Source organism: Sphingobacterium micropteri, from assembly GCF_014692515.1.
In the GTDB taxonomy this organism is placed as follows: Bacteria; Bacteroidota; Bacteroidia; order Sphingobacteriales; family Sphingobacteriaceae; genus Sphingobacterium; species Sphingobacterium micropteri.
This window is the reverse complement of sequence record NZ_JACOIK010000006.1, coordinates 105,517-128,871: the sequence shown is the minus strand read 5'-3', so window position 1 is coordinate 128,871 and position 23,355 is coordinate 105,517. Positions and strand designations below refer to the sequence as shown.

Sequence of the window (23,355 nt, the reverse complement as noted above, 5' to 3'; positions counted from 1 at the left end):
GAATGGACAATAAAACGAAAGACATAGATTATTATACCATTTTTATGAAATACGCTCCTCCAAAACACTTACACAACCATCTCATATAATGCAAAATGCCAATGAAACACACAGAAATAATGGACAAAAAGATTAAAGAAGGGTTTATAGGGCAAAGAATGATCGTTCTCCCTATCCATGTTCAACGCGACGCAGAGAAAAATGATATTATCGACCAGTTTTATCTGACCGCCATCGGGTATTACCCGCACGCCGCATACCATAACCGGTCGCGTAAACGTGGATGTAACCAATATATAATGCTGTATTGCACAAACGGAACAGGAACAGTTACCATACATGACAAAACATATACCATCTCGCCCAACCACTATATCATCCTACCGCGGGACACCCCCCATCACTACCATAGTTCTTCTGAAGATCCTTGGACAATTTACTGGGTTCATTTCACCGGGAAACACGCAGCGGCGCTCTATGAACGATACGCCGAAAACAATGTTCTTCCCGTTTTCTATCCTTTTGACCAGAGAAAAGCAGATGAATTCGAATCGATCTATAATCTTCTTGAACATAGCTTTCGAAAACGCGAATTTGAAATTGCAAACTTAAAACTACAGCATTATATTGCAAGTTTCATTTATGCCACAGAAATCAATCCCTCTATTGTAGAGCGTGATAAAATTGACGAGTCCATCATTCATATGAAAAATAACCTACACGAACCGCTGGCTGTTCGTACGCTGGCTGAACAACAGCAGCTTTCTGTAACGCATTACACCAGGTTGTTCAAAATCAAAACTGGTACGTCACCGAATCAGTATCTTAACGAGCTAAAGATCCAAAAGTCTTGTCAATACCTTTATTTCAGCGAATTAAGTATCAAGGAAATTTGTGTCGAGTTGGGTTTCACCGATCCGTACTATTTTTCCCGGTTATTCAAAAAGACGATGGGTATGTCTCCAGCAAAATACAAAAAAAAATACCAAATGACCTCGTAAGCGTGTTTGAAAACAGCGAAGTATGGCTACTCGCCATTACCGAGTGAAGTCCTGTATTAAATCCCTACCGAAAGAGTAGATTATTTACTAGCTTTGCGCTATATTTTATTCGTTATGGCAAAGCTTGAAACCTCTTTGATTCACGAAGGTGAACATTTCAATACCACTAAATCGGTTGTGACACCGATCTTCCAGACATCCACTTACCTTGCTGACGATATAGATTCTTTTGCACAAGCAGCAGCGGCGACCAAATCGCCCGAATTTTACCATCGTCATGGTAATCCCAATAATAGCCAAGCTGCAGCCCTTATCGCAAAACTCGAAAAGAAAGAGGATGCACTGGTATTGGCAACTGGGATGGCAGCGATCAGTACGGCTATCCTTGCTGTGGTAAAAAGTGGTGACCATATCATTACGCAACACGCACATTATGCTGCATCATTGACATTTATACGAGATTTCCTATTGCAATATGGCGTAGAAATAACGCAGGTTGACCAAACCGACAATAATGCTTTCGAAGCCGCTATACGCCCAAATACAAAGCTCATTTTTGTAGAGACCCCTTCCAACCCAAACCTCGACATTACGGACTTGGAATATATTGGCAAGTTGGGTAAGGAACATGGTATTTTGACCATGATAGACAATACCTTTGCTTCCCCTATTAACCAGGTACCGGCGGATTTCGGTATCGACATTATCGTCCATAGCGCTACAAAATACCTTGGCGGGCATAGTGACCTCACAGCAGGTGCAGTATGTGGTTCGGCAGCATACATCGAACAAGTTTGGCGCCGATCACTCTTATTAGGCGCTTCGTTGAGTCCCTTTGATTCTTGGTTGCTATTGCGTGGCTTAAAAACATTGGCATTACGTGTGCGTCAAATTAATGAAAACGCACTTGCCTTAGCGCAGTGGCTGGAAAAGCATCCGCTCATTAAAACAGTAGCCTACGTAGGTCTAGAAAGTCATCCTCAGTATGCTTTAGCCAAAAAACAAATGAAAGGATTTACCGGTATGCTCGCTATTGAGGTTGAAGGCAACGACGATGCAGAACAGTTCCAACGAGCCCAAGCTATCTTGAGTCGCTTGACTTTCTTTCACAATGCGGTCAGCTTAGGAGGAGTAGAATCTTTAATCACGCATCCTGCCAGCATGTGGGGCGCTCATCAAACCGGAAAAAACGGAAATCAGCCATCCTTTAGTAAAGGGTTGCTTCGTGTTTCGGTAGGTATAGAGCATATCGACGATCTTATTGCTGATTTTGAAGAGGCTTTGCAAGGTTTATAAGGTTAGATACCATGGATGCACCATGGTATCTATTCTATTTATTCTCCCGAAGGAACATCAATTGGCGCACCTAATGCCACAGGTTGTCCAAAATTAGGCGTACCGTCATCATTCCATGTAAACTTCTGTATCCTTGTGCTCCGTGAGTTACCGCAACCGCTATTGTTAGGATGTGATTCAGCATTGGCGTGGTAAATGATCCAATCTTCCTTACCATCTTTAGATTTAAAAAATCCATTATGCCCCGCACCGTATGCCGTTGGTACTTTTGAAAACACAGTATTGTCGTTTTTAATCCAGGAAGCACGTACCAATGGGTCGGCGTCTTTTGCTAGCGAGAGCATACCCAAAGCATAATCGTCCGTTCCACAATAACTAGCCGAATAAATTAAAAAAACATCGCCAGCAGCATTCTTCAATATTTCAGGGCCTTCGTTCACGCCAAACCCTCTCTTCTCCCAGTCATGCTCAGGCGTAGAAATCATGACTGTTTCTCCTGTTAACGTATAAGGGTTTGACATTTTAGATATATATATGTTTTGCGTTAAATTTCCTGATGCAGCACCCGGCCGACCAGAAAAGATAAAGTAGAGTTCATTCTTATATTCCAAAATGCTACCATCGATAGCCCAAAGGTTTTCGGGCTTCGTCGTCAGCTGTCCTCTATCGACCCAGTTCTTCGTTGTAGGATCATCGTTTGCATTCTCCAATACAAACATGCGATGGTTCACATCTTGACCATCACTGGCGGTATAATAAATATACCATTTCCCCTGTAGGTAAAACATTTCCGGTGCCCACACATCCCGGCTGTTTCTTCCGGCTCCGGGAGCTCTAAAAACCTCGGTGCTTGTTGCCGTAGCCAACTCGGTTACCTTAGCTGTTTTACGGATTTCGATGCGGTTTCCGTGCGTTTGCAGAAAATAATAAAAATCTCCCCGTTGTGCAATCCAAGGGTCTGGCGCGGAGTTGAGTAAGGGATTTTTAAATGTTGCAGGCCCAGTTGCTTCCGGCGGTTTCGGTACAGCGAGATATGGCCCCGCCCCACGATCTTCACAAGCTAGCAAAAATACCAACAAGCCAATATATAATAGTCCTTTCATAATAATTACTTTACAATTTTGAGTATTCTAAATAATCCAATTCACCGTACCCACTATTTCGGCGAATACTTATTTTGTGGCTTCCAACTTCCAAATCAAAAACTAAATCGAACGTCTGCCATGTATTCCATCCCCGGTTGGGTATCGTATAAATTTGTGCTTCGGACACCTTGTCGTCCACATAAATTTTGTGTGAAGTATCGTTGAAACCCGTGCCAGCAGCCACGCGAATCACGTATTCTCCCGCTGTGCGTATTTCAATCATCGCATCAATACCGCTATCGGCATTATCTATTGCGCCGACCTTTGCCTGATTAGAAGAACTTCGCCTTGTTTCTTGATCAGTTGCCACTTTGGCTAGACCTTTTAATGTTGCATTTTCAGCTTCTATACGGATAGGCAACACTTTCACTTTGGCTGTCACTGTATTACTTTTCACGCTGTTTCCAACAACATCGGTCAGCACGGCGTGGAATGAAAGTTCCTGATCGGGTATATTTTCTGTGACCGGATACTCAAACGTATATGGGGCAATCTCCATTTCGCCGATTTTTTCGTCGCCTTTGTAAAATTCTGCCTTACGCAACTTCGCGCCACCATAAGCGCTCTTTCCCTCCGCTTTCAATATATAGGTACCCTCCGCCACCGCGACAGCATCTGCCTGAAGACTGAATGTTGGGAGCTGCGTACTCGACGGGATTTCCACATCGTCTTTGCAGCTTGTTATGATCAGCAGCAGGCAAAACGGAAATAGATAAGCTAATTTTTTCATGTTCATCATCTTTTTAAGGTTGTATTTGCAAAACATCCTATTTCTACTCATTAATATCCCGGATTTTGCGTCAAATCGGAATTATCTACATCGCCTTGTGGGATAGGGTACCATTCATGCTTGCCGGGTACAAAATTATTAAAATCTGCATCCCGTTCTTTCAAAACCTCCAAGTTGTTTGCCAGTTCGCCCCAGCGCACCATGTCGAAGTAGCGCCATCCCTCTCCAGCAAGCTCCAGCAATCTTTCGTGTTTGATCTGTTGGCGAAAACCCTCCTGATTCAACCCGGGTTTAGCGACCGTCAGTGATGGCAGGTTGACGCGGGTTCTTACCCTGTCTACGTATGCGTAAGCATTTCCAGTCTGCCCTATTTCATTTAAACATTCGGCATACATCAGCAGGATGTCGGCATAGCGTATCATCCGATAGTTGTTTGGCGAGCTGAAATTCTCCTCATTTCTCCAATCGTCGTTCAACAATTTCCGGAACCACACTCTTTTGTCATTCGTACCATACCGTTGCTGCCAAGTCTGCCCGTATACCATCGTAAAAGCCGGTCCACGCTCATCGGCGTAGTCGTATAGGAAGCTCACGCCTGCCCGTGGATCTCTTTTGTCGTCGACGGTTCTTTCGGTTTCGAATGCATCCACGATCCAGCGCCTCGCCGCACCATCCGCAAATCCCGGACCGGGTGCAGGCGGAGCCAAAAACTTGGCGACCGACGTTCCGGTATTGAGATTAATATTGGGATTCGTATCGTCATCCCCATTCTCTGTAGGATTTTCTTTATACTGTATTTCATACACAGACTCTCCATTATTTTCGGTGTCTCTTTTGAAATTGTCTGCGTAGTTCTCCATCAAGTCGTAGTTAGATGCACCTTCGCCCGTCACTAACCAATCCATCGCATTTTTCGCTTCATTGAATTTGCTTTGCTGCAAATAAGTCTTCGCCAATAAGCCGTATGCTGCCCCTTTGGTAACCCGACCGATATCGGCATCTCCGTAAGAAACCGGCAAATCGACCAAGGCTTCCGTCAGATCTTTTTCAATCTGGGCGTACACCTCCTGTGGCGTAGCATTTGGCGGATAGTCTGTCGGTGATAAGACATCCAGCACCAAAGGCGGACGTCCCCAAAACACGACCAGGTTAAAATAATTTAATGCACGTATAAATTTTGCTTCTGCGATGATCCGTTTTTTCAAGGTTTCGTCCATGCTGATCTGCGGCACATAATTAATAACTTGGTTAGCGCGATAGTTGACGTGAAAAATCGCATTCCATTGGCCATTACCGGTACTATTACTGGTGAAGGCAAATGCCATGTTATTATTCAGTCCAATATCGCCTCCCGAACCGAAGCCTTCATCAGACCGCAGCAAATACACGAAATGCATCCACCGATTATAATAGTTGTTACTTCTGTTCAGACCGCTGTACACGGCATTGATCCCTTTGATTGCTTCTTCCTCATCTTGCCAGTAAGAAGCACTCGTCATCATATCAGGATTTGGCTCATCGAAGTTTCTCTTACACGAAACGGTAAGAAACACGATAGCTGCGAATATTATTGTCCATGTTTTCATTGTACATTCTTTTTTTCTGTTCAACTGATTACAAGCCCAACGCTATACCAAAGGATACTATCCGGTTAGGTGGCCAGCCACCGACATCCACACCGGGCTCCAAGTTTGCATTGGCACCTACCACATCCGGATCAAGTCCAGAATAGTTTGTTATCGTAAGCAGATTCTGACCACTCACGTATACCTGTAAAGAAGGTATATGTAACTTCTGTAACACACTTTGCGGCAGGTTGTAGCCCAACTGCACATTACTCAACCGCAGGTACGATCCGCTTTCCAGCCATCTATTGGAATCGCCTCGCACATTGGATTGAATACCTTTATCTATACTTGGATCACCAGCTGTAATGCTGGTGTAAGATACACCAAGGCGAGGGAAGTCTGTAGGGTTTTCTGCAGTCCACGGTACGATACCTTTCCGGTAGTTGGAATAGCCCATACCGTCAAAATCACGGCGCATATCATTATAGAGTTTGGTGCCGTAAACACCATAGAGCTGTAGATTTAAGGTGAAATTTTTATAAAACCCGTTAAACATCATACCCGACGTGAAAACAGGCCATGGGGTGCCGGCAAATGTCCGGTCGTCCGACGTTATATCATTCCCAGTTCCCATATCTTGCAAATTTACATAGCGGATATCACCCGGTTTGGCAATGCCAGACTGTGCACGGTGTTCATCAATTTCAGCCTGATTCTGGAAGATACCATCAGTTAATACAACATAATATTCGCCTATCGAACGTCCGACCTGCGCGCGTGTATTGCCCGTTTGAATATAATTCCGCGGAAGCCCTGTTGCAGCATCAATGCCCAGATTACCCAATCCCAATACTTCGTTGCGGATAAAACTGATGTTTCCACTGATATCCCAACGGAATCCGTTTTCGTTCTCCACCTTTGGTCGATAGGTAATATCAAGTTCCACACCTTTGTTTTCAATCGACGCAGCATTCGTAAATATGTCGCTGCCTATGCTGCCTATATAGCCGGGGAGCGGGAGGTATAGTAACACATCAGACGAAACGGACCTAAATGCTTCGAAAGAAACATCAAGTTGTCTGTCGAACAAGGAAGCATCAAAGCCCAGATTCAAGGTTGCTTTTTCTTCCCATCGCAGATTGGGATCCACGACTCTTGCTTGCGTGCCACCGACGTAAGCCGTTTGTGCGCCGGAACCAAAAATAGCTCTCGGTGCTTGATTTACAAGTCCCACGAATTGGTAATTGCCAAGATTTGCAGCCCCCAATACACCGTAAGACCCCCTTATTTTTAAATCAGACACCCAATCCACATCAAAAAACTGCTCATTGCTGATCCGCCAAGCCAGAGCGCCCGAAGGGAAAAACCCGGTACGGTAGCTTTTACCAAACCTCGAATCTTTATCCGATCGGAAAGTAAAAGTTGCTAAGTAGCGGTCATCAAACGAATAATTTACACGTCCAAGCCAAGAATCAATAAAGTTTCTACCTCTGCTACCGGTAGACGTATATCCACCCGTAGCAGAATTAATGGTCGTGAAATAGACTTCTCCAGCTTCCAGTAAATCTGTTTTTCCTGCACCAATACCCTCTCTTCCAATAGTTTGTTGGGTATATCCTACTACGCCGTTAAGCTGGTGTTTATCAAAGCTTTTGTTGAAATTCAGCGTATGTTCAAAAAGATAACTCAGAAACTGCGACCTTCCCTCATTAATCCGCGTGGGGTCATTATTTTGATTCCAATACCATATTCCTTGACCTCTTAGATCCGTAGATTTATCAAAACTAGTTTCCAGACCGGCATTTAATCGATACGTCAACCAGTCGGTAATATCTGCCTCACCGTACAGATTTCCCATTAACTTAACGTAATTGTAGCTCGAATTGGTGATATATGCCTGCGCTACGTGATTTCTTGCATACGTTCGGGCGTTGTCTGAGCCGATACCCCAACCTCCGGGATTGGCATCGCTAACAAATGCAGCACTCTGAACGGGAATAATCGGAAGCATACTGAAGGCATCATAAAACGGATTGCCCCCAAAGTTGCCGCCAGAAAAAGGAGAACGGCCATGTGTGGACGATATCATCAGATTTTCGCCTATCCGAAAACGGCCTCTTGACGTTTCGGTATTGATGCGTAACGCTGCACGATCAAATTTACGTTCAACGACGGTACCTACATCTTTGAAATAAGCGCCGGACATGAAATACTTGGACGCATTCCCCCCACCGGATAAAGAAACACTATAATCTTGTATAGCACCGGTGCGAAACATTTCATCCGCCCAGTTCACATCGGTACCGTCATAGTTAGCAACCGAAGGCTGCTGTCTATATCCTGCATTTTCATAAGCTTGCCTATTCATGGCCACGTATTCAGGACCGCTCATCATTTCGTACATCTTTGGCAGATTTACGACGCTATATCTAGCAGAGGCATTGACTGCCATCGGAGCGCCAACCTTTCCTTGCTTGGTGGTGATAATGATCACACCAGCAGCAGAGCGCGCGCCATATATCGCAGCGGCAGATGCATCTTTCAGCACCTGTATACTTTCAATATCGTTGGGGTTAATCGTCACGTTTGGATCTGAAAGCATCCCATCGATAACATATAAGGGGCTGGCGTTCCCATACAGGGTGCTCATTCCCCGGATATTCACGACAGCTCCTTGTCCAGGTCCTCCCGAGTTCCTCACGACCACACCGGATGATTGCCCCTGTAGCGCTTCGGGCAACGATCTTGCCACCTTCGTCTCCGTATTTTTGGTATTTACTACTGATGCGGCACCCGTAAGATCTTTTTTACGTATCGTCTGATAACCAATGACGACGACTTCGTCCAGCTCACTTTCATCGACAAGCAACGTCACATTTATCATTTGGTTGCTCGGCACGGGGCTTTCCTGTGTTGTATATCCTACGGATGTAAATACAAGTGTAGCGGCAATATTGCTCACATTGATGGAATAGCTACCGTCCGCCGCTGTTGTTGTACCATTATTCGTACCTTTTTCATATACCGACACATTACGGATTGGGTTTCCATCCACATCGGTTACCGTACCTTTTACAGGAACCAATTCCTGCGTCCCGTCAAAGTTTAGTCTGTTATGGCTACTTTGTTTCGTTATCGTAGCGGGCGAACCATTTACGCTAGCGAACGACTGCGATACAAAGATGCATAAAAACAAGACTAATATAATTGTGAAATGCTTCATATAATAGTTTGTTAAATTTTTAAGTGGCGATAACGCCGTTCATTGATAGTTCTTTGATAAGTTTCCCACTTGTGCGTAACGGTGGACTACCCCTTGGCTTATTTTTCATTTGTTTATATGGTTAACGTGCTAATTATAACGATTGCAATTACGGAAAAATACTTTCGTTAACTTCCACGTTTTGTATCAAAAATTCACTATTTTGTCTTTTACAATTCATCTCGTCCAGTCGTAGTTTCCAAAGGACAAACTATTATGTAGTTTTGATGATAGCTAAGTAAAAACGATAGAATATGATAGATGCTATAGACCGACTCCATAAACCCAAAATTCTGATTGTAGATGATAATATAGAGGTTTTGGACTTTTTAGAAGATGATTTAAGCGATCAATTTGAAATCACGAGAGCCTCTGACGGCGTAGAAGCTTTAGAGGTATTAAACCTTAGTTTGATTGACCTCATTGTCTGTGACGTAATGATGCCGAAAATGGATGGTTTTGAGGTGTGTAAATTTATTAAGTCTACCCCCAACCATGCACATATTCCCATTATTTTACTCACAGCTAAGAATACGCTGAACGCTAAAATAGAAGGTTTGGAGCTCGGTGCCGACGCCTATATTGAAAAGCTTTTTTCACCGGAATACCTTCGTGCACAAATCCATAGCTTGCTGCTTAATAGAAATAAGGTAAAAGAGTTTTTTATCTCCTCCCCTTTTGTCCATGTAAACACCGCAGCTATTCAAAACAGCGAAGAGTCTCTTTTTCTGGAAAAACTATATGAAGTTATCCAGCAACATATGGCAGATCCCAATCTCGACGTAGAAAAATTGGCTGATTTAATGAACCTGAGCAGACCGACGCTATACCGAAAAATTAAATCCTTATCAGACGTATCACCGAATGAGCTTATCAACATGGCGCGCTTGAAAAAAGCAACTGAACTGTTATTACACCATGATTATAAAATATTTGAAGTCTCGTTCTTGGTAGGCTTTAGTTCCCACACACATTTTGGACGGAATTTCCAAAAATATTACGGAATGTCACCCCGCGAGTATATTCAGGAGATCAACAACAAGAAAGCCGACACCCACTAGATTTTTATAGTATAGGATAAGCCTGTGTTTATGTCGGATACCCAAAGATATATTATTCTGTTTTTCATCAGCCTGCTACACTTTTCACTGGTGTACAGTCAGCAATATTACTTCAATCACTATCAAGTAGACCAAGGACTATCTAACAACTTCATTTCATGCGCCGTACAAGACGAAGATGGCTTTTTATGGTTCGGAAGCAAAAACGGTTTAAATAGGTTTGACGGCAACCGGTTCAAAATTTACCAGAGCAACCCTTCTGTACAGAATGGATTGGAAAGCAACTTCATCCGACAGCTTTTAGTGTATCGAGATCACACCATTTGGGTAGGGACTGATCAGGGAATTTATATTTTTGACAGAGAGAAAGAACAATTTAATATCTTCCGGGACGATATCCGTGGTGAAGTTTTATCTATCCGGACAGACAACAAGGAACACATCTGGTTTGTTGCCAATCTCACTTTATATCAATATACACCAATAGCCAATCAACTGCGGCAACTGACGGAACCAGAAGATTTTTTTGTTTCTGCACTCACAATAGATACAGATGGCAAAGCTTGGTATGCCAACCACCTAGGCTTATTGACCTGTGTTCACAGCCAGCAATCTATCAATTTAAACGAAGCACTCGACACAAAAGACATTTGGGTTCAACAGCTCTATACAGACCAACAAGGCTACATTTTAGTAGGGACACGAAACCATGGACTACTACGCATTTCACCACATGATCTATCTGTTGAGCATATTCTCAAGGCAAATGCTGAAAACAACAATCTTTTCGTACGGGATATCCTTCACATCAATCAAGAATATTGGGTGGCCACCGAATCGGGAATATTTATATACCATACGAAAACAGGTATCACCCAAAGACTCTATCACGAACACGACAACCCTTGGAGCCTTTCGGACAATGCCGTATACACCTTATGTCAAGATCACGAAGGAGGCTTATGGGCAGGGACTTATTTTGGGGGATTAAATTACTATCATCCTCAATTGGATTTATTTGAAAAAATATTTCCCCGAAACCAAAAACCATCAATCTTGGGGTATGCCGTTCGTGAGATGGTCGAGGATCAATACGGGAATATCTGGATAGGCACCGAAGATAAAGGGATCAGTTGCTGGAATCCCGATCTCGGAACGTTTGCACACTATGGTACTGCAGATGGGCTATCTCATGACAATATCCACGGCTTATTATTAATAGGCGACACCTTATTAATCGGTACTTTTGATAAAGGACTGGTTTTATTTGACGTTCGTCGACGAAAGATGATAGCACATTACGATAGCTATAATACCGACGGGACCTTAAGTAATAATTTCATCTATTATATATATAAAACACGAGCAGGTATCATTTATCTAGCGACAGGGCGAGGCCTCCATATTTTTAACCCCCAAACCCGGACTTTCCACGTTTTTGAAAAAGTTCCCCATTATATTTTTTATACAACCATCTTTGAAGATTCACAAGGCAACATCTGGTTTGGTACCTGGCGGGATGGACTTTTTAAATATGATCCCGCAGCAGATCAAACGCGCGTATATACCCATAACACACAACAGCCTCATTCATTAAATAGCAACAGGGTAAACCACATTCGTGAACTCTCAACGGGAGCAATATGGGTAGCCACAGAAAATGGCATTGCTGTTTTGAACGAAAATCATGACAATTTCACCCGGATCACAACCACAGAAGGTCTTCCCAGCAACCAGATTCTTGCTTTTACCGAAGATGCTTTCAACACCCTCTGGATATCAACTTCACATGGACTTGTCAGCTATCATATACAAACAGGTAGCATGCAGATATATAACAAAGAAAGAGGTGTAATCGGGCTACAGTTCAATTACAACTCCGTATTTGAAGACGCTAATAAATTCATCTATTTTGGTGCGACGGGAGGTATGATCAGATTCAATCCGAAGCGAATTCAACACCATTCGACTCCTCGACAAATTCCTATTTATTTTACCAGTCTGCATGTACAACACAAAGAAGTACTAGCATCTAACCCCAATACTATTTTAAATACGGCTATTGCCTATACGCATTCCCTTAACCTAGAACATGACCAATCGACCTTCAGTATCGAGTTTGCGGCTATGACGTTCCTCTCACCTCAATCAAAGGTATATCGATATAAGCTTGACGGATATGATAAAAATTGGATTACACTTAAGAACAGTAATACTGCTTATTTCACACAAGTAGCGGCAGGCAAATACACGCTCCGTGTACAACTGACCGAAATTGACGGAACTCCGCTTTCCGTTGAAAAAACGCTTGACATCGTTATCCATCCGTCTATTTGGCGGTCACCTATCGCCCACGCACTATATGGGTTAGCGATACTATCCCTTATTGGATATATCATCTGGTCTTATGATCGAAACGTAAAGGAAAAAAACAGAAAGCGCATAGAAGCACTTAAAATTCATCGGGAAAGAGTGTTGTACAAGGCGAAGATCGATTTCTTCACCAATATTGCACACGACATTAAAACGCCCCTTATGTTGATAAAAGCACCATTAGGAAAGATCATGTTCAGAATAGATGAGCAATCGCCGTTGCTTAAATGGTTGCACATGATCGAACGAAACACCAATAAATTGGTCTTGATGACCAATCAATTGCTGGATTTCAGAAAAATGGAATCGGATAGTTTTAAATTATATTTTACATCCGTAAATATCGATCAACTTCTACAGGAAATCGTTTCGGATAATAACACACTCATCCAATACAAAGGCATTAAATTATTTTGGCATTTAAATGCGCCGGAGTCATTAATACTTGACAAAGAAACAGTTTCCAAAATCGTATCCAACCTATTAAGCAATGCCATCAAGTATACACAGGATTATATTCATATATCAACAGATGTTATTGCCGACAAGCAGTTGAATATCACCTTCCGAAATAATGGAAATCTGGTTCCAAAAGAGGAAATAGAAGACATCTTCAAACCCTTTCACAGAGCGACGACACATATTGGCAAAGCTGAAGGTACAGGTTTGGGTCTGTCACTCGCTAGATCACTTGCTGAGCTACATGGCGGTACACTGACTATGATAACAGCAGAGCGGGAGAATATATTTATACTCACATTACCACTGCAAGAGGAGGAACAAATAATTACTCCTCCTTAAATGCGTGGCGTTTAATTATTTGCCTTACCTACAGATCACCATTTTTCAATGATTTTACGGCATGATCAACCGCCCTTGCCGTAAGTGCCATATACGTCAACGTCGGATTCTGCGTAGCTGTAGAGGTCATACACGCACCGTCCGTGACATACACATTTTTGCAGAGGTGCAATTGGTTCCATTTATTCAACAGCGATGTTTTAGGATCATGTCCCATCCGGACGCCACCCATCTCATGGATATCATTACCCGGCCTACGTCCGTCATCCCGTGTCCGGATATTCGTAAATCCTGCTGCCTCAAACATGTTTGTCATCTGCTCATAGTAATCTTTTCGACGCTTCCAATCATCCTCAGCATAATCGACATCAATATGCAGAAGAGGCACACCCCATTTATCCGTTTTACCGGTGTCGAGCCAAACCCGGTTCTCTTCTTTCGGGATGGTCTCGCCCATCATGTGGGAATGGACTCGCCAATTACTCCATTCGGAATCATGGAGCAGTTCCTTTTTGAGTTCTTCTCCTACACCATTGGTATCCCTTATCGGTGAACGGCCAGCGCCAAACGTGGCAGCCCATCCCCGTAAAAAATCCGTTTCCTGACGATCCACATTACGGAAGTTCGGAATATATCCACCCCCAGCAGGATTTCGACCATCTGTCCGGTATTCCAGCAAGCCATCGTATTCCGCGCTGATTCGCGCTGTGTAATTGTGAAAAGCAATGTACTTGCCCATTAGTCCGTTATCGTTTCCTAAACCTTCCGGAAAACGATCAGACTTTGAATTGAGCAGGATCAGGTTGGTATTCAAAGCAGATGCATTCACAAAGATGACATCCGCAAAGAACTCCATCTCTTCCAATGACTCGTCATCAACTACCTTCACCCCTTTTGCTTTACCACTTTCCTGATCATACAATATAGAATGCACAACAGAATGTGGGCGCAAGGTTAGGTTTCCCGTCTTTTGCGCCCACGGAATCGTAGACGCATTGCTGCTAAAATAGCCTCCAAAAGGACAGCCGCGCTGGCACAACACGCGATGCTGGCACTTTACACGCCCCTGCTGTATATGAATAGGCTGTGGTTCCGAAAGATGGGCGCATCGGGCGCTGATTACATGTCTGCCTTTAAAATTTTTATGAACCGATTGGCGAAAATAATCTTCTACAGCATTCAAAGGATAACCAGGTAAAAAGTCGCCATCTGGCAGCGTATATAACCCATCTTTGTTGCCCGCAATACCCACAAAACGCTCCACATAACTATACCAGGGATCGATATCTTGGTATCGGATAGGCCAATCAACAGCAAAACCGTCACGAGCCGGCCCTTCGAAATCATAGGCACTCCAGCGCTGTGTTTGTCTCGCCCACAGCAGTGATTTTCCACCTACCTGATATCCTCTTATCCAATCGAAATCTTTCTCCTGAATATAGGGGTGCTCCTCGTCTTTGACAAAGAAATGCCTTGTATCCTCTCTATACGCATAACACCTATTAGCAATAGGATTCGCTTGCTTATCCGCATAGGTTATTTCGTTGCGGTGCTCCAGTTCATATGGGTATAAGTTCGTTGTCGGATAGTCTTTAACATGGACGACGTCTCGTCCTCTTTCAAGTACAAGCGTTTTGAGTCCTTTCTCCGTAAATTCTTTTGCTGCCCAACCGCCACTGGCGCCTGAACCTATAACGATTGCATCGAACGTACGCGTTTTTATACTGTCTATATTTAAGTTTGCCATTCTTTTACGTATTCTCTCTCTAATTTTCTTTTTAGTCCCCGCTACAGGCGATCAGGTCATTTTAAAATAGCCGTTATATCTACCCGGGACAAGCTCATATTTTTTCAAGTCTGTCATCACATATTTGGAGTTTGTAAAACCTTGTATAGTTCGACGTTTGGTAATTCCGTAAAAGCGCTTTACTTCTTCATTTTCTATTTCCTTGAGCGACTCTAAAAATGCGATACGCTTATTGGCATCCATCTTTATAAAATCTTGTCCTTCCTGTTCACGAGCCAAGCTCGCAAACGATGATAATCCGGTTATGAAGGCCTCTTGATCTTCTGGATTATGGCAATCATCGACCATCTTCAACACAAAAAGGTGCAGTAGCAATTCTTTTCCTCCTGGTGTGTCGGATGCGGGAATAATTGTCTCCACAAGCTCAGCCAGCAGGTTTTCCTGTTCTTCATCGATTACCAAATGGGTCAATGCTATTGTCTCTTTACCCGATTGTCGATAACAAGCAGGAAGCAAAAGTGTTCCACCCGCTATATACAATAAGCGTCGAAGGGCTGTTCTTCTATTGATAACCTCTACTTTCATAGTATCTTTTTACAAAATTCTAATTTCGGATTTCTTCTATAGGTAAATATAGTCATTATGGTTTTGCTAAAATCTGTTTACTATCCAATAGTTGTTTTTGAAGGGCATCATAAGGCACATCTTGAACAGCAAACTCCTTATCTATCGCCAAAGATGCCGCTAAAGCCGCACTTTGCCCCAATATCATAAAGACCGGTTCCATACGGATACTTCCGAAAGCAATATGTGAACTCGAAACACATACTGGAACCAGTAAGTTTGTGCACTCTTCTTTTTTCGGCACCAGGGAACCATACGATATTTTATAAGGACCTTTTTTTGGTTTCACACCGATATCGCCCTCATTCTGGACATAACCGTCGGCCTTTACATACCGTTGTACATTATGCGAATCAAGGGCATAAGACCCCATACCAACGGGATCTAAAATCTCGCCTTCGCTAAACGTGTCATGTTCTGTCATGACATGCTGCCCCACCATCCGGCGGGCCTCCCTGATGTAGAGCTGATGCGGCCAGTTGCCGTTGTTGGTAAATTCATCTTTTGCCAGTCCCCATTGTGCCATTTCTTTCCGCACTTCAGCCGGTACCTTCTCATCGTTAGCCATGAAATACAGCAGTCCTTTTTGATATTCTTCATGCTCTTTGATAATCTCTTTACGGCGTTCGTAACTCGCTTCAGGATAATCGTAATTCATGCCGATAAAGTCTGTACTAAAAGGTCCATGATTATTGGTATCCGTCTTTCGGTTTGGTATCGGGTCAAACTTCCGAAAAGTCTCCCGCCAGCCCGATGCGAAAACGCGCGCAAGTAGCTCATAATTTTCCGGTTTATAATTAGCTGGTTTCGGAAAAGGCACGCGGTTATCGGGGTGGTTACTTAAACACATCCGGAAACAATAGGCCTGCAAACGATGATCTCCCTCACCATAGATTCCCGGATCTTCAGCGGAAACACCATATAATAATCCGCTCGTGCTGTCTCCCGGAATCACATATGGACTGATATCGTTCTTAAACCAGTGGTCGTGATGCAACACGCCCGTCTGTATTCCATTCCATTTCTCTCCGTATACACTATTCGCTTCGCGACCAACATGATAACTTACCTCTGCTGATGCTAAGAGATCACCCTCATACGTCGCGTCGATAAACATCTTGCCCTTAAACGTTTTCCCGCTTAGTGTCGTTATAGAAGTAATACGATCACCCTCTTTTGATACGCCGCTTTCCCTATCCAACCACTCATCTCGCCAAACTTCCAGATCATATTCTTTTACGTAATCCTCGAATACCTGCTCGGCTACGTGCGGTTCGAATATCCACATGGTGCGTGCATCGCCATCTATAGCAGGTGTACCCTGACCAGTATTGCCATATTCGGATTGCTGCTGCCAGCGCCACGCCGTACTATCTTGATAGTGTAGATATACTCTATGGTAGAAATCCCGTGCTAACCCACCGATCACCGATTTATCACCGGTATCGGTAAACCCCAGACCACCCGAAGACAGTCCTCCCAAGTGTTTGTCCGGTGATACGACAATAACGGTTTTTCCGGATTTCTTCGCCTGTACGGCGGAAATAATGCCTGCCGATGTACCGCCATAGACAATCAGGTCTGCTTGATATTCATTTGAATGCGATTGGTTACAGGCGACAAGCAGTCCCATGATAACCATAGCCAATAGTGTTTTACGCATGTGTTCTAACTTTCTTTTTTATTCAGATTTAAAATTTCCATGATTTTTGGTGCAATAACCTCTTCTCCGCCTTTTCTATTGGGGTGTAATCCGTCCGGCACATACTGCCTAAAAGTATCTTCTCCTTGATCTAGAATATGTTTCCAATTGGGATAATGATCGATAAGCATGACCTTTTTTTCCTGTGCCACTTTTCGGTACATGGCATAATAATCATCGAGATGGGGTCGAAAAGTAGCAGATTTTCCTATGGCCATATTCATAACCTGTAAAAAGATATCGCAGGAATCGTTATAAAGCCGTAGGCGATCAATCATATATTCCAGATTCAATCTAGCAAGCGCAACTGATGTGCCGTATTCTTGAAAAGCATCGTTCATGCCGAACTCTATAAATACAGCATCCGGTTTTTTGGCAATGACACTATCTTCGAAGTTTTTCACACCCCAAACCGACCACATTCCACCCTTGCCCGCAAGTGTATAGCTAACAAGATTATCGCCATACTTCTCCCCAATACATGCTTTGACCACATCCATCCATGCGCTACCATTGCCTCCACTAGATAAACTCGTTCCGTACACGACAAGATGTTGGGGTTGGCCTTTCTGCAAGCGTTTTAGGAAATTTGGCTGGCAAAACGACGACGAGCAAAGCATCAAGGTAGCCAAAAGTAATAATGTTCTTTTCATTTTTAGCAATAGGTATTACAATGATAATTAGCAATATTAAAGAAAGATGCCGGGAATAATCCGTCAATTCATCTTATTTTTTTGCATTACTGTATCAATTAACAACAAGCCCCATTTTCTATATTATTTTACAAATACTATTTCCATGATGCGTCTTCAACATTAAAGCAGATTACATTTTATCCCACCCGTCCGGTTGTTGTGGATAGGGATCACCTGCGATAACAGACTCGATTTGCTTCTGCGGAATTGGGCGCAACACATGAAAATCCTGTATATTATCCTTAGGTAGGGTATGATTTGTCCATTTTGTCGTGAAGAACCCGTACTTCCGTACGCGCTCAACCAATTTTTGTGTGCGAACAAGGTCGAGCCAGCGTAACTGTTCTCCACAAAGCTCGCGTGTTCTTTCATCAAGGATATAATCTATGGTTACATCAGCGGCAGTAATCATCAGGTCATCCATATATTCTTCCTGTGAGGCAGCTCTTTTACGAAGTTCGTTAATGTAATAAGCTGCACCATTGTTGGTAGAATTATTGCCGAGTTTAAAAGCCGCCTCCGCAGCTATAAGGTATGTTTCGGCCAACCGATATACGATGATTGAACGTTGGGAGTCGAACGAAAGACTTGCCCTGTTGGGATCTAAAAACTTCTTCATTGTTGGGAAGGATGGATCAGTGTAGTTTTCGGGAGTAAGTATATAGTAATTCGTAGCCTCTATCTCCTCTTTGGTCATATTTTTGCCGGGAAGATAACCTGCAAGGTCTCCTTTTGTTCCACTTCTAACGGCAGCATACTTATTATTGCCCACATAAAATTCCTGTGTTTTATTCTGAAAATCAACCGGGGCGGTCCACTCGCTTTGGAAAGTAGCATAATAGCGCGAGTCTTTATCTATATCGCCGAAAGCTTCATTATATAGCCAAGTCGTTCCATGATATCGCGCGTACACACGTCCGTCTTCTATTTGTTGAACATTACCGCTACCGTTAAAATTAAAATAACCCGCGACAAAAACATGGCTCAGATGATTGATGTTCGCGTCCATTTCCGGGACACCGTAAATCGGATCGTCTGTCATCTGCACATTATAAAGTATTTCCTGATTATTTTCATTGCCAGGTTTATGAATATCTTCATATTTTGGCATAAGTGTAACCCCGGTTTGACCACTATCTTCAATTAGTGCGCTCGCTATATCATATGCATTCTGAAAATCAGAAGACTGCGCAGCGCTGCTCCATCCACGGGTGAGATATACTTTTGCCAACAAATGGCGGGCTAAAGCTTGTGTAACACGGCCAGGATTGGTATCTTTCGGTCCGGCAGGTAGATTCCCAGGCGTTGTACAATACAACAGGTCTTCGATAACAAAGTCGTATACATCGGTTATTGGGTCACGCTTGGCCTCTTTTACAATTCCATCATTATAGGTACGGTTCAATGTTACATCGCCAAAGAACTGCACCAAACGGAAATAAAGTAACGCCCGAAAGAACCTGGCTTCTGCCAGCATGGTTATTTTTTTAGTTTCGGTAATGCCCGTCATGTCTTCACCGAAGTGTACAAGACCATTGCACGTATTAATCAACGTATACGAAGATCTCCAGTAGGAATAAATATAGTCCGAACTAGGTTTGTAGTTTGCTGTATAATTTCCAAAGTTATAAATGTCACCCGAAGCACGGCTATAAAATTCATCCGTTCCGGTTACAGTCAGCATATGAATAGCGCTAATTGGTCCGTAAAAAGCTCTCATTCCGCCATATACACCGTTTAATCCAAGTTCAAATCCCTGTGGTGTATTAAACGACTCAGGTGTCATTTTCGAGTGATTTTCCTCTTCCAGAAAATCAGCGCATCCCGTAACGAAAAGTAACGGAAGGCATGCTAATAAACATATTATATTTTTCATTGTCATCTCTTAATTAGAAAGTTACATTGATACCGAATAACATTTGCCATGACGGCGGAATTACCGTATTCATCACACGGTTAGTCTCGGGGTCAAGCCCATTGTATTTGTTTACGTATTCGGAAAAGAACGTAAACGGATTTGTCGCTGTTGCGTATATACGAGCCCTACTTAACCCAATTGAAGTAAGAAGTTTATCGGGCAACGTATAACCCAACGTAAGTGTCCGTATCTTGAGGTAAGATGCGTCGAATAACGTAAGCGTTCCTTTATAAGGGATGCTCTGTACCCTGTTATTCGGGGCCGGCCAACGTGCACCTGTATTTTCCGGCGTCCAATAGTCGACATCCAGGTTGTTAAAATAACCTCCTATCAGCGAATTTTGTCCACCACCATAGAGTTCAGATCGCAGCAAACCTCCCTGGCGGAAATTCATAACCACCGTCAAGTCGAAGTTCTTATAGGCTAGTGTATTGGTCCATCCACCTTCAAAATTAGCCTGATGACTCCCCAATACTTTCCGGTCATAGTCGTTGATTACGCCATCGGGTTCACCATCCGGTCCACTGATGTCGGCCACTTTAATGGTTCCTATTACAGATTCATCACCCGAGGTTTGAAGTCCTAAGCTTTCGGCAAGCGTCTTATCTTCAGGCGTATCTTGCCAGATACCCAATCCTACATATTCGTAGAAAGATCCCAGCGGATAACCGACAAAGAGGTTGTCAGAAATCAGTTGATCTGCTCCTTCAGTCAGTTGAACGACTTTATTCCGGTTAAAGTAGATATTTAAATCGGTCGTCCACTGGAATTTATTCCTGCCGTCGCCGTTGAATACATGCATACGGACGTTCGTCTCAAATCCTACATTTTCTGTTTTACCTACATTGTAAGGGATTGCCGTACTGACACCACTCGTTGCAGGAGGAGTGAAACTCATCATCAAGTTGTTGGAGTATTGTTTGTACACTTCCATCGAACCGGTAATCCGATTATCCAAAAAACCAAAATCTATACCCGCATTGTAACTGGCTGTACGTTCCCACTTTAGTTCGCTATTGGAGGCGGCAGTCGGATAATATCCGAGTACCCCCTGAGACCCAAAGATATACCTATTGCTGCTCATATTACCCTGCGTGTCATAGGGAGCCACGTTGGTGTTACCTACTTCCCCATAACTGAGACGCAGTTTCAACTGAGACAATATAGAAGAGGTGCTATTCATAAATTCTTCATTACCGATGTTCCAAGCTACAGCAGCAGAAGGGAAATAATGCCACTTATTCCCTTTAGCTAGACGTGAAGAGCCATCGGCACGAAGTGTCGTCGTCAGGTAATAACGTTGGTCATAATCATAATTAAGACGTCCCATGTAAGAAAGCATGCTCCATTTGCTGTAGTTTCCACCTCCTTTATGGTTTTCAGCCGTACCCGGATTGTAGTAACCTACTTGATTGGTCGGTACATTTTCATAGTTCAGGTCGAAATCCTGTGCTTCCCTTTCTCCGGCACTAAACAACGCCGTAACATTAAAATTATGCTTCTCTACTTTTTTATCATACGTCAAAAGGTTTTCAATGGTATAGTCTATAAGTGAAGCTGATTCGTTATAGCCATAATTCGATGACTGGCGACGCTTGCTTGTTCCCTGCTGATAATAGCGTTGCAAAGTGGTCTGCGATAACTGCACACCCGCATTGAGCCTGTACTTAAAGCCGTGCGTGAGGTCTGCTTCCAGATAACCCGTTGTAAAGGTCGATAATCGTTTGCGATCGTCTTGGATAGCTCCCTCGCGCAGATCCATTAGCGGGTTGCTCATCAGGTCATTCGGATGTACTTTCTCCCGTATTGATCCATCGTCCATCAATGGAGTGAGCAATGGACTCAGTCTTAGGGCGTCGCCCATGGGATTGAGGCTCTCCCCTTTGCTGATATAGTAGGTATTCAATGTGTTGAGCCCTAATTTCAAGTATTTGTTTATCGTATGGTCCACAGATAATTTCTGGGTTATGCGTTCCATCGATTGTAAGTCGTATATACCCGTCGCTTTATAATATCCCAATGATGCGGCATATTGGGTATTTTTAGATCCACCCGCTATGCCTATCTGATGATTGGTGATTGCCGGATCCTTGTCATACAATTCCTTTTGCCAGTCGGTATATACGCCCTTTTCATAGCCTTCCGTTTCTCCGTCAAGTCCCCCTTCAAATACCCTTTCTAATACCCTAGGATCGTCGATACCGGTGTAGTTGTCCGAATTTTTGTACCGATTGTACATGGACCATTTCCGTAGTTCCATATACTCATCCGCATTCATAAGATCATAAAACCCTAACGGCTTGTTGATCCCAAGATATCCACTATAGGTAACGGTAGCCTTTGCCGATTCTACTCCGCGCTTGGTAGTCATCAATATAACGCCATTAGCTCCCCGTGAACCATAGATCGCTGTTGACGAAGCATCCTTAAGCACAGTAACCGAAGTGATATCGTCTGGTGCAATATTGTTCATCATACCTAAGTCGTAAGGAATCCCGTCCACAACCAACAGTGGATCATTGCCGGCAGCTATGGAACGTGCTCCCCGGATACGGATTTCAGGCGTATGTCCCGGATGTGTCGACCCGCCGCTGCGTTGTATATTCACACCTGACCCTGCGCCTTGCAGCGCCATTCCGATATTTGCGGCAGGCGTATTACGGATCGTTTGTTCATCGATGACGTTGACGGCCCCTGTTAAATCAGATTTCTTCACCGTACCGTATCCCACCACGACCACTTCATCCAAATCACTGATTTCTTCCTCCAAGGTTATATCGATCACCGATCTACCACGAATACTTTCTTCCTTACGTGCAAAACCTACCGAATAAAACACAAGGGTTGCGTCCGGTTTCGCTAGGATTTGATAAGAACCATTTTCGGATGTGGCTACGGTAGAGGCCATTCCTGTTACCGAGACAGAAACTCCAGCTAGCGGCGTTCCGCTGACATCACGAACCACACCTGTTACAATATGCTGTTGAGACGGAGAAACAGAAGTTACCGATCGGTTATTTAACTGCGTGTTATTACGTGTTGGTATTTTCGCTTCCTTCTCTTTCAAGACGATGGTTTTATCCATAATAACATACGTCAGGGGTAGTCCCTGAAGACATTCGCGTAATACGGCCTCCAAGGAGGCATTCTTAAAATTTGCGTTGACTTTACGGGAATCATTCAGTCGCTTCGCCGAATAAAAAACGGTGAGGTCGGTTTGCTTCTTGATTTCCTTGAAGACATCTTTGAGGGAAACACCTTCCCGCTCCAGTGTAACAATGTGTTGTGCTACACTGTTTGCCCCTACTTGCATCACAAAAAAGATGATAATGGTGAGCGTAAATTGAATGCGCATAAGCACCTGTTTTTTTAACACCCAGCTAAGGGTGGACATAATTTTTTCGTACATTTACAATACTGTTTGGTTCAATT

The 23,355-nt window shown here is 43.4% G+C and carries 14 protein-coding genes; 4 read left to right on the top strand and 10 right to left on the bottom strand.

Features of this window, described 5'->3' with window-relative positions; translation table 11 throughout:
* The first annotated feature begins 119 nt into the window (after window positions 1-119).
* Both H8B06_RS09700 and H8B06_RS09695 read left to right on the top strand, forming a co-directional pair.
* A complete protein-coding gene (locus H8B06_RS09700) occupies window positions 120-1,001 on the top strand; it encodes an AraC family transcriptional regulator (RefSeq protein ID WP_223857592.1) in 882 nt (293 codons plus the stop codon).
* A gap of 114 nt (window positions 1,002-1,115) precedes the next feature.
* The gene (locus H8B06_RS09695) at window positions 1,116-2,297 is read left to right on the top strand and encodes a trans-sulfuration enzyme family protein (RefSeq protein ID WP_190994085.1); all 1,182 of its coding nucleotides are present in this window, start codon (window positions 1,116-1,118) and stop codon (window positions 2,295-2,297) included.
* A gap of 38 nt (window positions 2,298-2,335) precedes the next feature.
* Here H8B06_RS09695 and H8B06_RS09690 read toward each other — a convergent pair whose 3' ends face one another.
* Genes H8B06_RS09690 through H8B06_RS09675 form a run of 4 tightly spaced genes read right to left on the bottom strand, consistent with a single transcriptional unit; the run spans window position 2,336 to window position 8,963 of the window.
* The gene (locus H8B06_RS09690) at window positions 2,336-3,400 is read right to left on the bottom strand and encodes a glycoside hydrolase family 43 protein (protein WP_190994084.1); all 1,065 of its coding nucleotides are present in this window, start codon (window positions 3,398-3,400) and stop codon (window positions 2,336-2,338) included.
* Between the two features lie 10 nt (window positions 3,401-3,410).
* Window positions 3,411-4,172, bottom strand: a complete 762-nt coding sequence (locus H8B06_RS09685; protein WP_190994083.1) for a carbohydrate-binding protein — start codon at window positions 4,170-4,172, stop codon at window positions 3,411-3,413.
* Window positions 4,173-4,222: 50 nt separating this feature from the next.
* Entirely contained in the window at window positions 4,223-5,758 is a 1,536-nt protein-coding gene (locus tag H8B06_RS09680) for a RagB/SusD family nutrient uptake outer membrane protein (RefSeq protein WP_190994082.1), read from the bottom strand.
* Between the two features lie 28 nt (window positions 5,759-5,786).
* Window positions 5,787-8,963: a SusC/RagA family TonB-linked outer membrane protein gene (locus H8B06_RS09675; protein WP_190994081.1), complete on the bottom strand. Its 3,177-nt coding sequence runs from the start codon at window positions 8,961-8,963 to the stop codon at window positions 5,787-5,789.
* 293 nt (window positions 8,964-9,256) lie between these two features.
* Between H8B06_RS09675 and H8B06_RS09670 the strand changes: the two genes are divergently transcribed.
* Window positions 9,257-10,063 (top strand): response regulator transcription factor, encoded by an 807-nt coding sequence (locus H8B06_RS09670; protein WP_190994080.1) that lies wholly within the window; start codon window positions 9,257-9,259, stop codon window positions 10,061-10,063.
* Between the two features lie 30 nt (window positions 10,064-10,093).
* Window positions 10,094-13,237: a ligand-binding sensor domain-containing protein gene (locus H8B06_RS09665; RefSeq protein ID WP_190994079.1), complete on the top strand. Its 3,144-nt coding sequence runs from the start codon at window positions 10,094-10,096 to the stop codon at window positions 13,235-13,237.
* Window positions 13,238-13,265: 28 nt separating this feature from the next.
* On the opposite strand, the gene H8B06_RS09660 is transcribed toward H8B06_RS09665, so the two are convergent.
* The 6 genes from H8B06_RS09660 to H8B06_RS09635 form a co-directional block, all read right to left on the bottom strand.
* The gene (locus H8B06_RS09660) at window positions 13,266-14,984 is read right to left on the bottom strand and encodes a GMC oxidoreductase (protein ID WP_190994078.1); all 1,719 of its coding nucleotides are present in this window, start codon (window positions 14,982-14,984) and stop codon (window positions 13,266-13,268) included.
* Window positions 14,985-15,035: 51 nt separating this feature from the next.
* Window positions 15,036-15,569 carry a gluconate 2-dehydrogenase subunit 3 family protein gene (locus H8B06_RS09655; protein WP_223857591.1) on the bottom strand — a complete coding sequence of 178 codons (534 nt, stop codon included), beginning with the start codon at window positions 15,567-15,569 and terminating at the stop codon, window positions 15,036-15,038.
* Between the two features lie 55 nt (window positions 15,570-15,624).
* A complete protein-coding gene (locus tag H8B06_RS09650; RefSeq protein ID WP_190994077.1) occupies window positions 15,625-17,271 on the bottom strand; it encodes an FAD-dependent oxidoreductase in 1,647 nt (548 codons plus the stop codon).
* A gap of 5 nt (window positions 17,272-17,276) precedes the next feature.
* The gene (locus H8B06_RS09645) at window positions 17,277-17,963 is read right to left on the bottom strand and encodes an SGNH/GDSL hydrolase family protein (RefSeq protein WP_190994076.1); all 687 of its coding nucleotides are present in this window, start codon (window positions 17,961-17,963) and stop codon (window positions 17,277-17,279) included.
* Window positions 17,964-18,135: 172 nt separating this feature from the next.
* A complete protein-coding gene (locus H8B06_RS09640) occupies window positions 18,136-19,881 on the bottom strand; it encodes a RagB/SusD family nutrient uptake outer membrane protein (RefSeq protein WP_190994075.1) in 1,746 nt (581 codons plus the stop codon).
* 13 nt (window positions 19,882-19,894) lie between these two features.
* Window positions 19,895-23,332, bottom strand: coding sequence for a TonB-dependent receptor (locus tag H8B06_RS09635; RefSeq protein WP_190994074.1), 3,438 nt, complete (start codon window positions 23,330-23,332; stop codon window positions 19,895-19,897).
* Window positions 23,333-23,355 lie beyond the last annotated feature (23 nt).

What these genes read in the sequence shown, in the direction of transcription:
- H8B06_RS09700 (WP_223857592.1), top strand. Translation starts at nt 120, where the DNA reads ATGGACAAAAAGATTAAAGAAGGGTTTATAGGGCAAAGAATGATCGTT.
- H8B06_RS09695 (WP_190994085.1), top strand. Translation starts at nt 1,116, where the DNA reads ATGGCAAAGCTTGAAACCTCTTTGATTCACGAAGGTGAACATTTCAAT.
- H8B06_RS09690 (WP_190994084.1), bottom strand. Translation starts at nt 3,400, where the DNA reads ATGAAAGGACTATTATATATTGGCTTGTTGGTATTTTTGCTAGCTTGT.
- H8B06_RS09685 (WP_190994083.1), bottom strand. Translation starts at nt 4,172, where the DNA reads ATGAAAAAATTAGCTTATCTATTTCCGTTTTGCCTGCTGCTGATCATA.
- H8B06_RS09680 (WP_190994082.1), bottom strand. Translation starts at nt 5,758, where the DNA reads ATGAAAACATGGACAATAATATTCGCAGCTATCGTGTTTCTTACCGTT.
- H8B06_RS09675 (WP_190994081.1), bottom strand. Translation starts at nt 8,963, where the DNA reads ATGAAGCATTTCACAATTATATTAGTCTTGTTTTTATGCATCTTTGTA.
- H8B06_RS09670 (WP_190994080.1), top strand. Translation starts at nt 9,257, where the DNA reads ATGATAGATGCTATAGACCGACTCCATAAACCCAAAATTCTGATTGTA.
- H8B06_RS09665 (WP_190994079.1), top strand. Translation starts at nt 10,094, where the DNA reads ATGTCGGATACCCAAAGATATATTATTCTGTTTTTCATCAGCCTGCTA.
- H8B06_RS09660 (WP_190994078.1), bottom strand. Translation starts at nt 14,984, where the DNA reads ATGGCAAACTTAAATATAGACAGTATAAAAACGCGTACGTTCGATGCA.
- H8B06_RS09655 (WP_223857591.1), bottom strand. Translation starts at nt 15,569, where the DNA reads ATGAAAGTAGAGGTTATCAATAGAAGAACAGCCCTTCGACGCTTATTG.
- H8B06_RS09650 (WP_190994077.1), bottom strand. Translation starts at nt 17,271, where the DNA reads ATGCGTAAAACACTATTGGCTATGGTTATCATGGGACTGCTTGTCGCC.
- H8B06_RS09645 (WP_190994076.1), bottom strand. Translation starts at nt 17,963, where the DNA reads ATGAAAAGAACATTATTACTTTTGGCTACCTTGATGCTTTGCTCGTCG.
- H8B06_RS09640 (WP_190994075.1), bottom strand. Translation starts at nt 19,881, where the DNA reads ATGAAAAATATAATATGTTTATTAGCATGCCTTCCGTTACTTTTCGTT.
- H8B06_RS09635 (WP_190994074.1), bottom strand. Translation starts at nt 23,332, where the DNA reads ATGTACGAAAAAATTATGTCCACCCTTAGCTGGGTGTTAAAAAAACAG.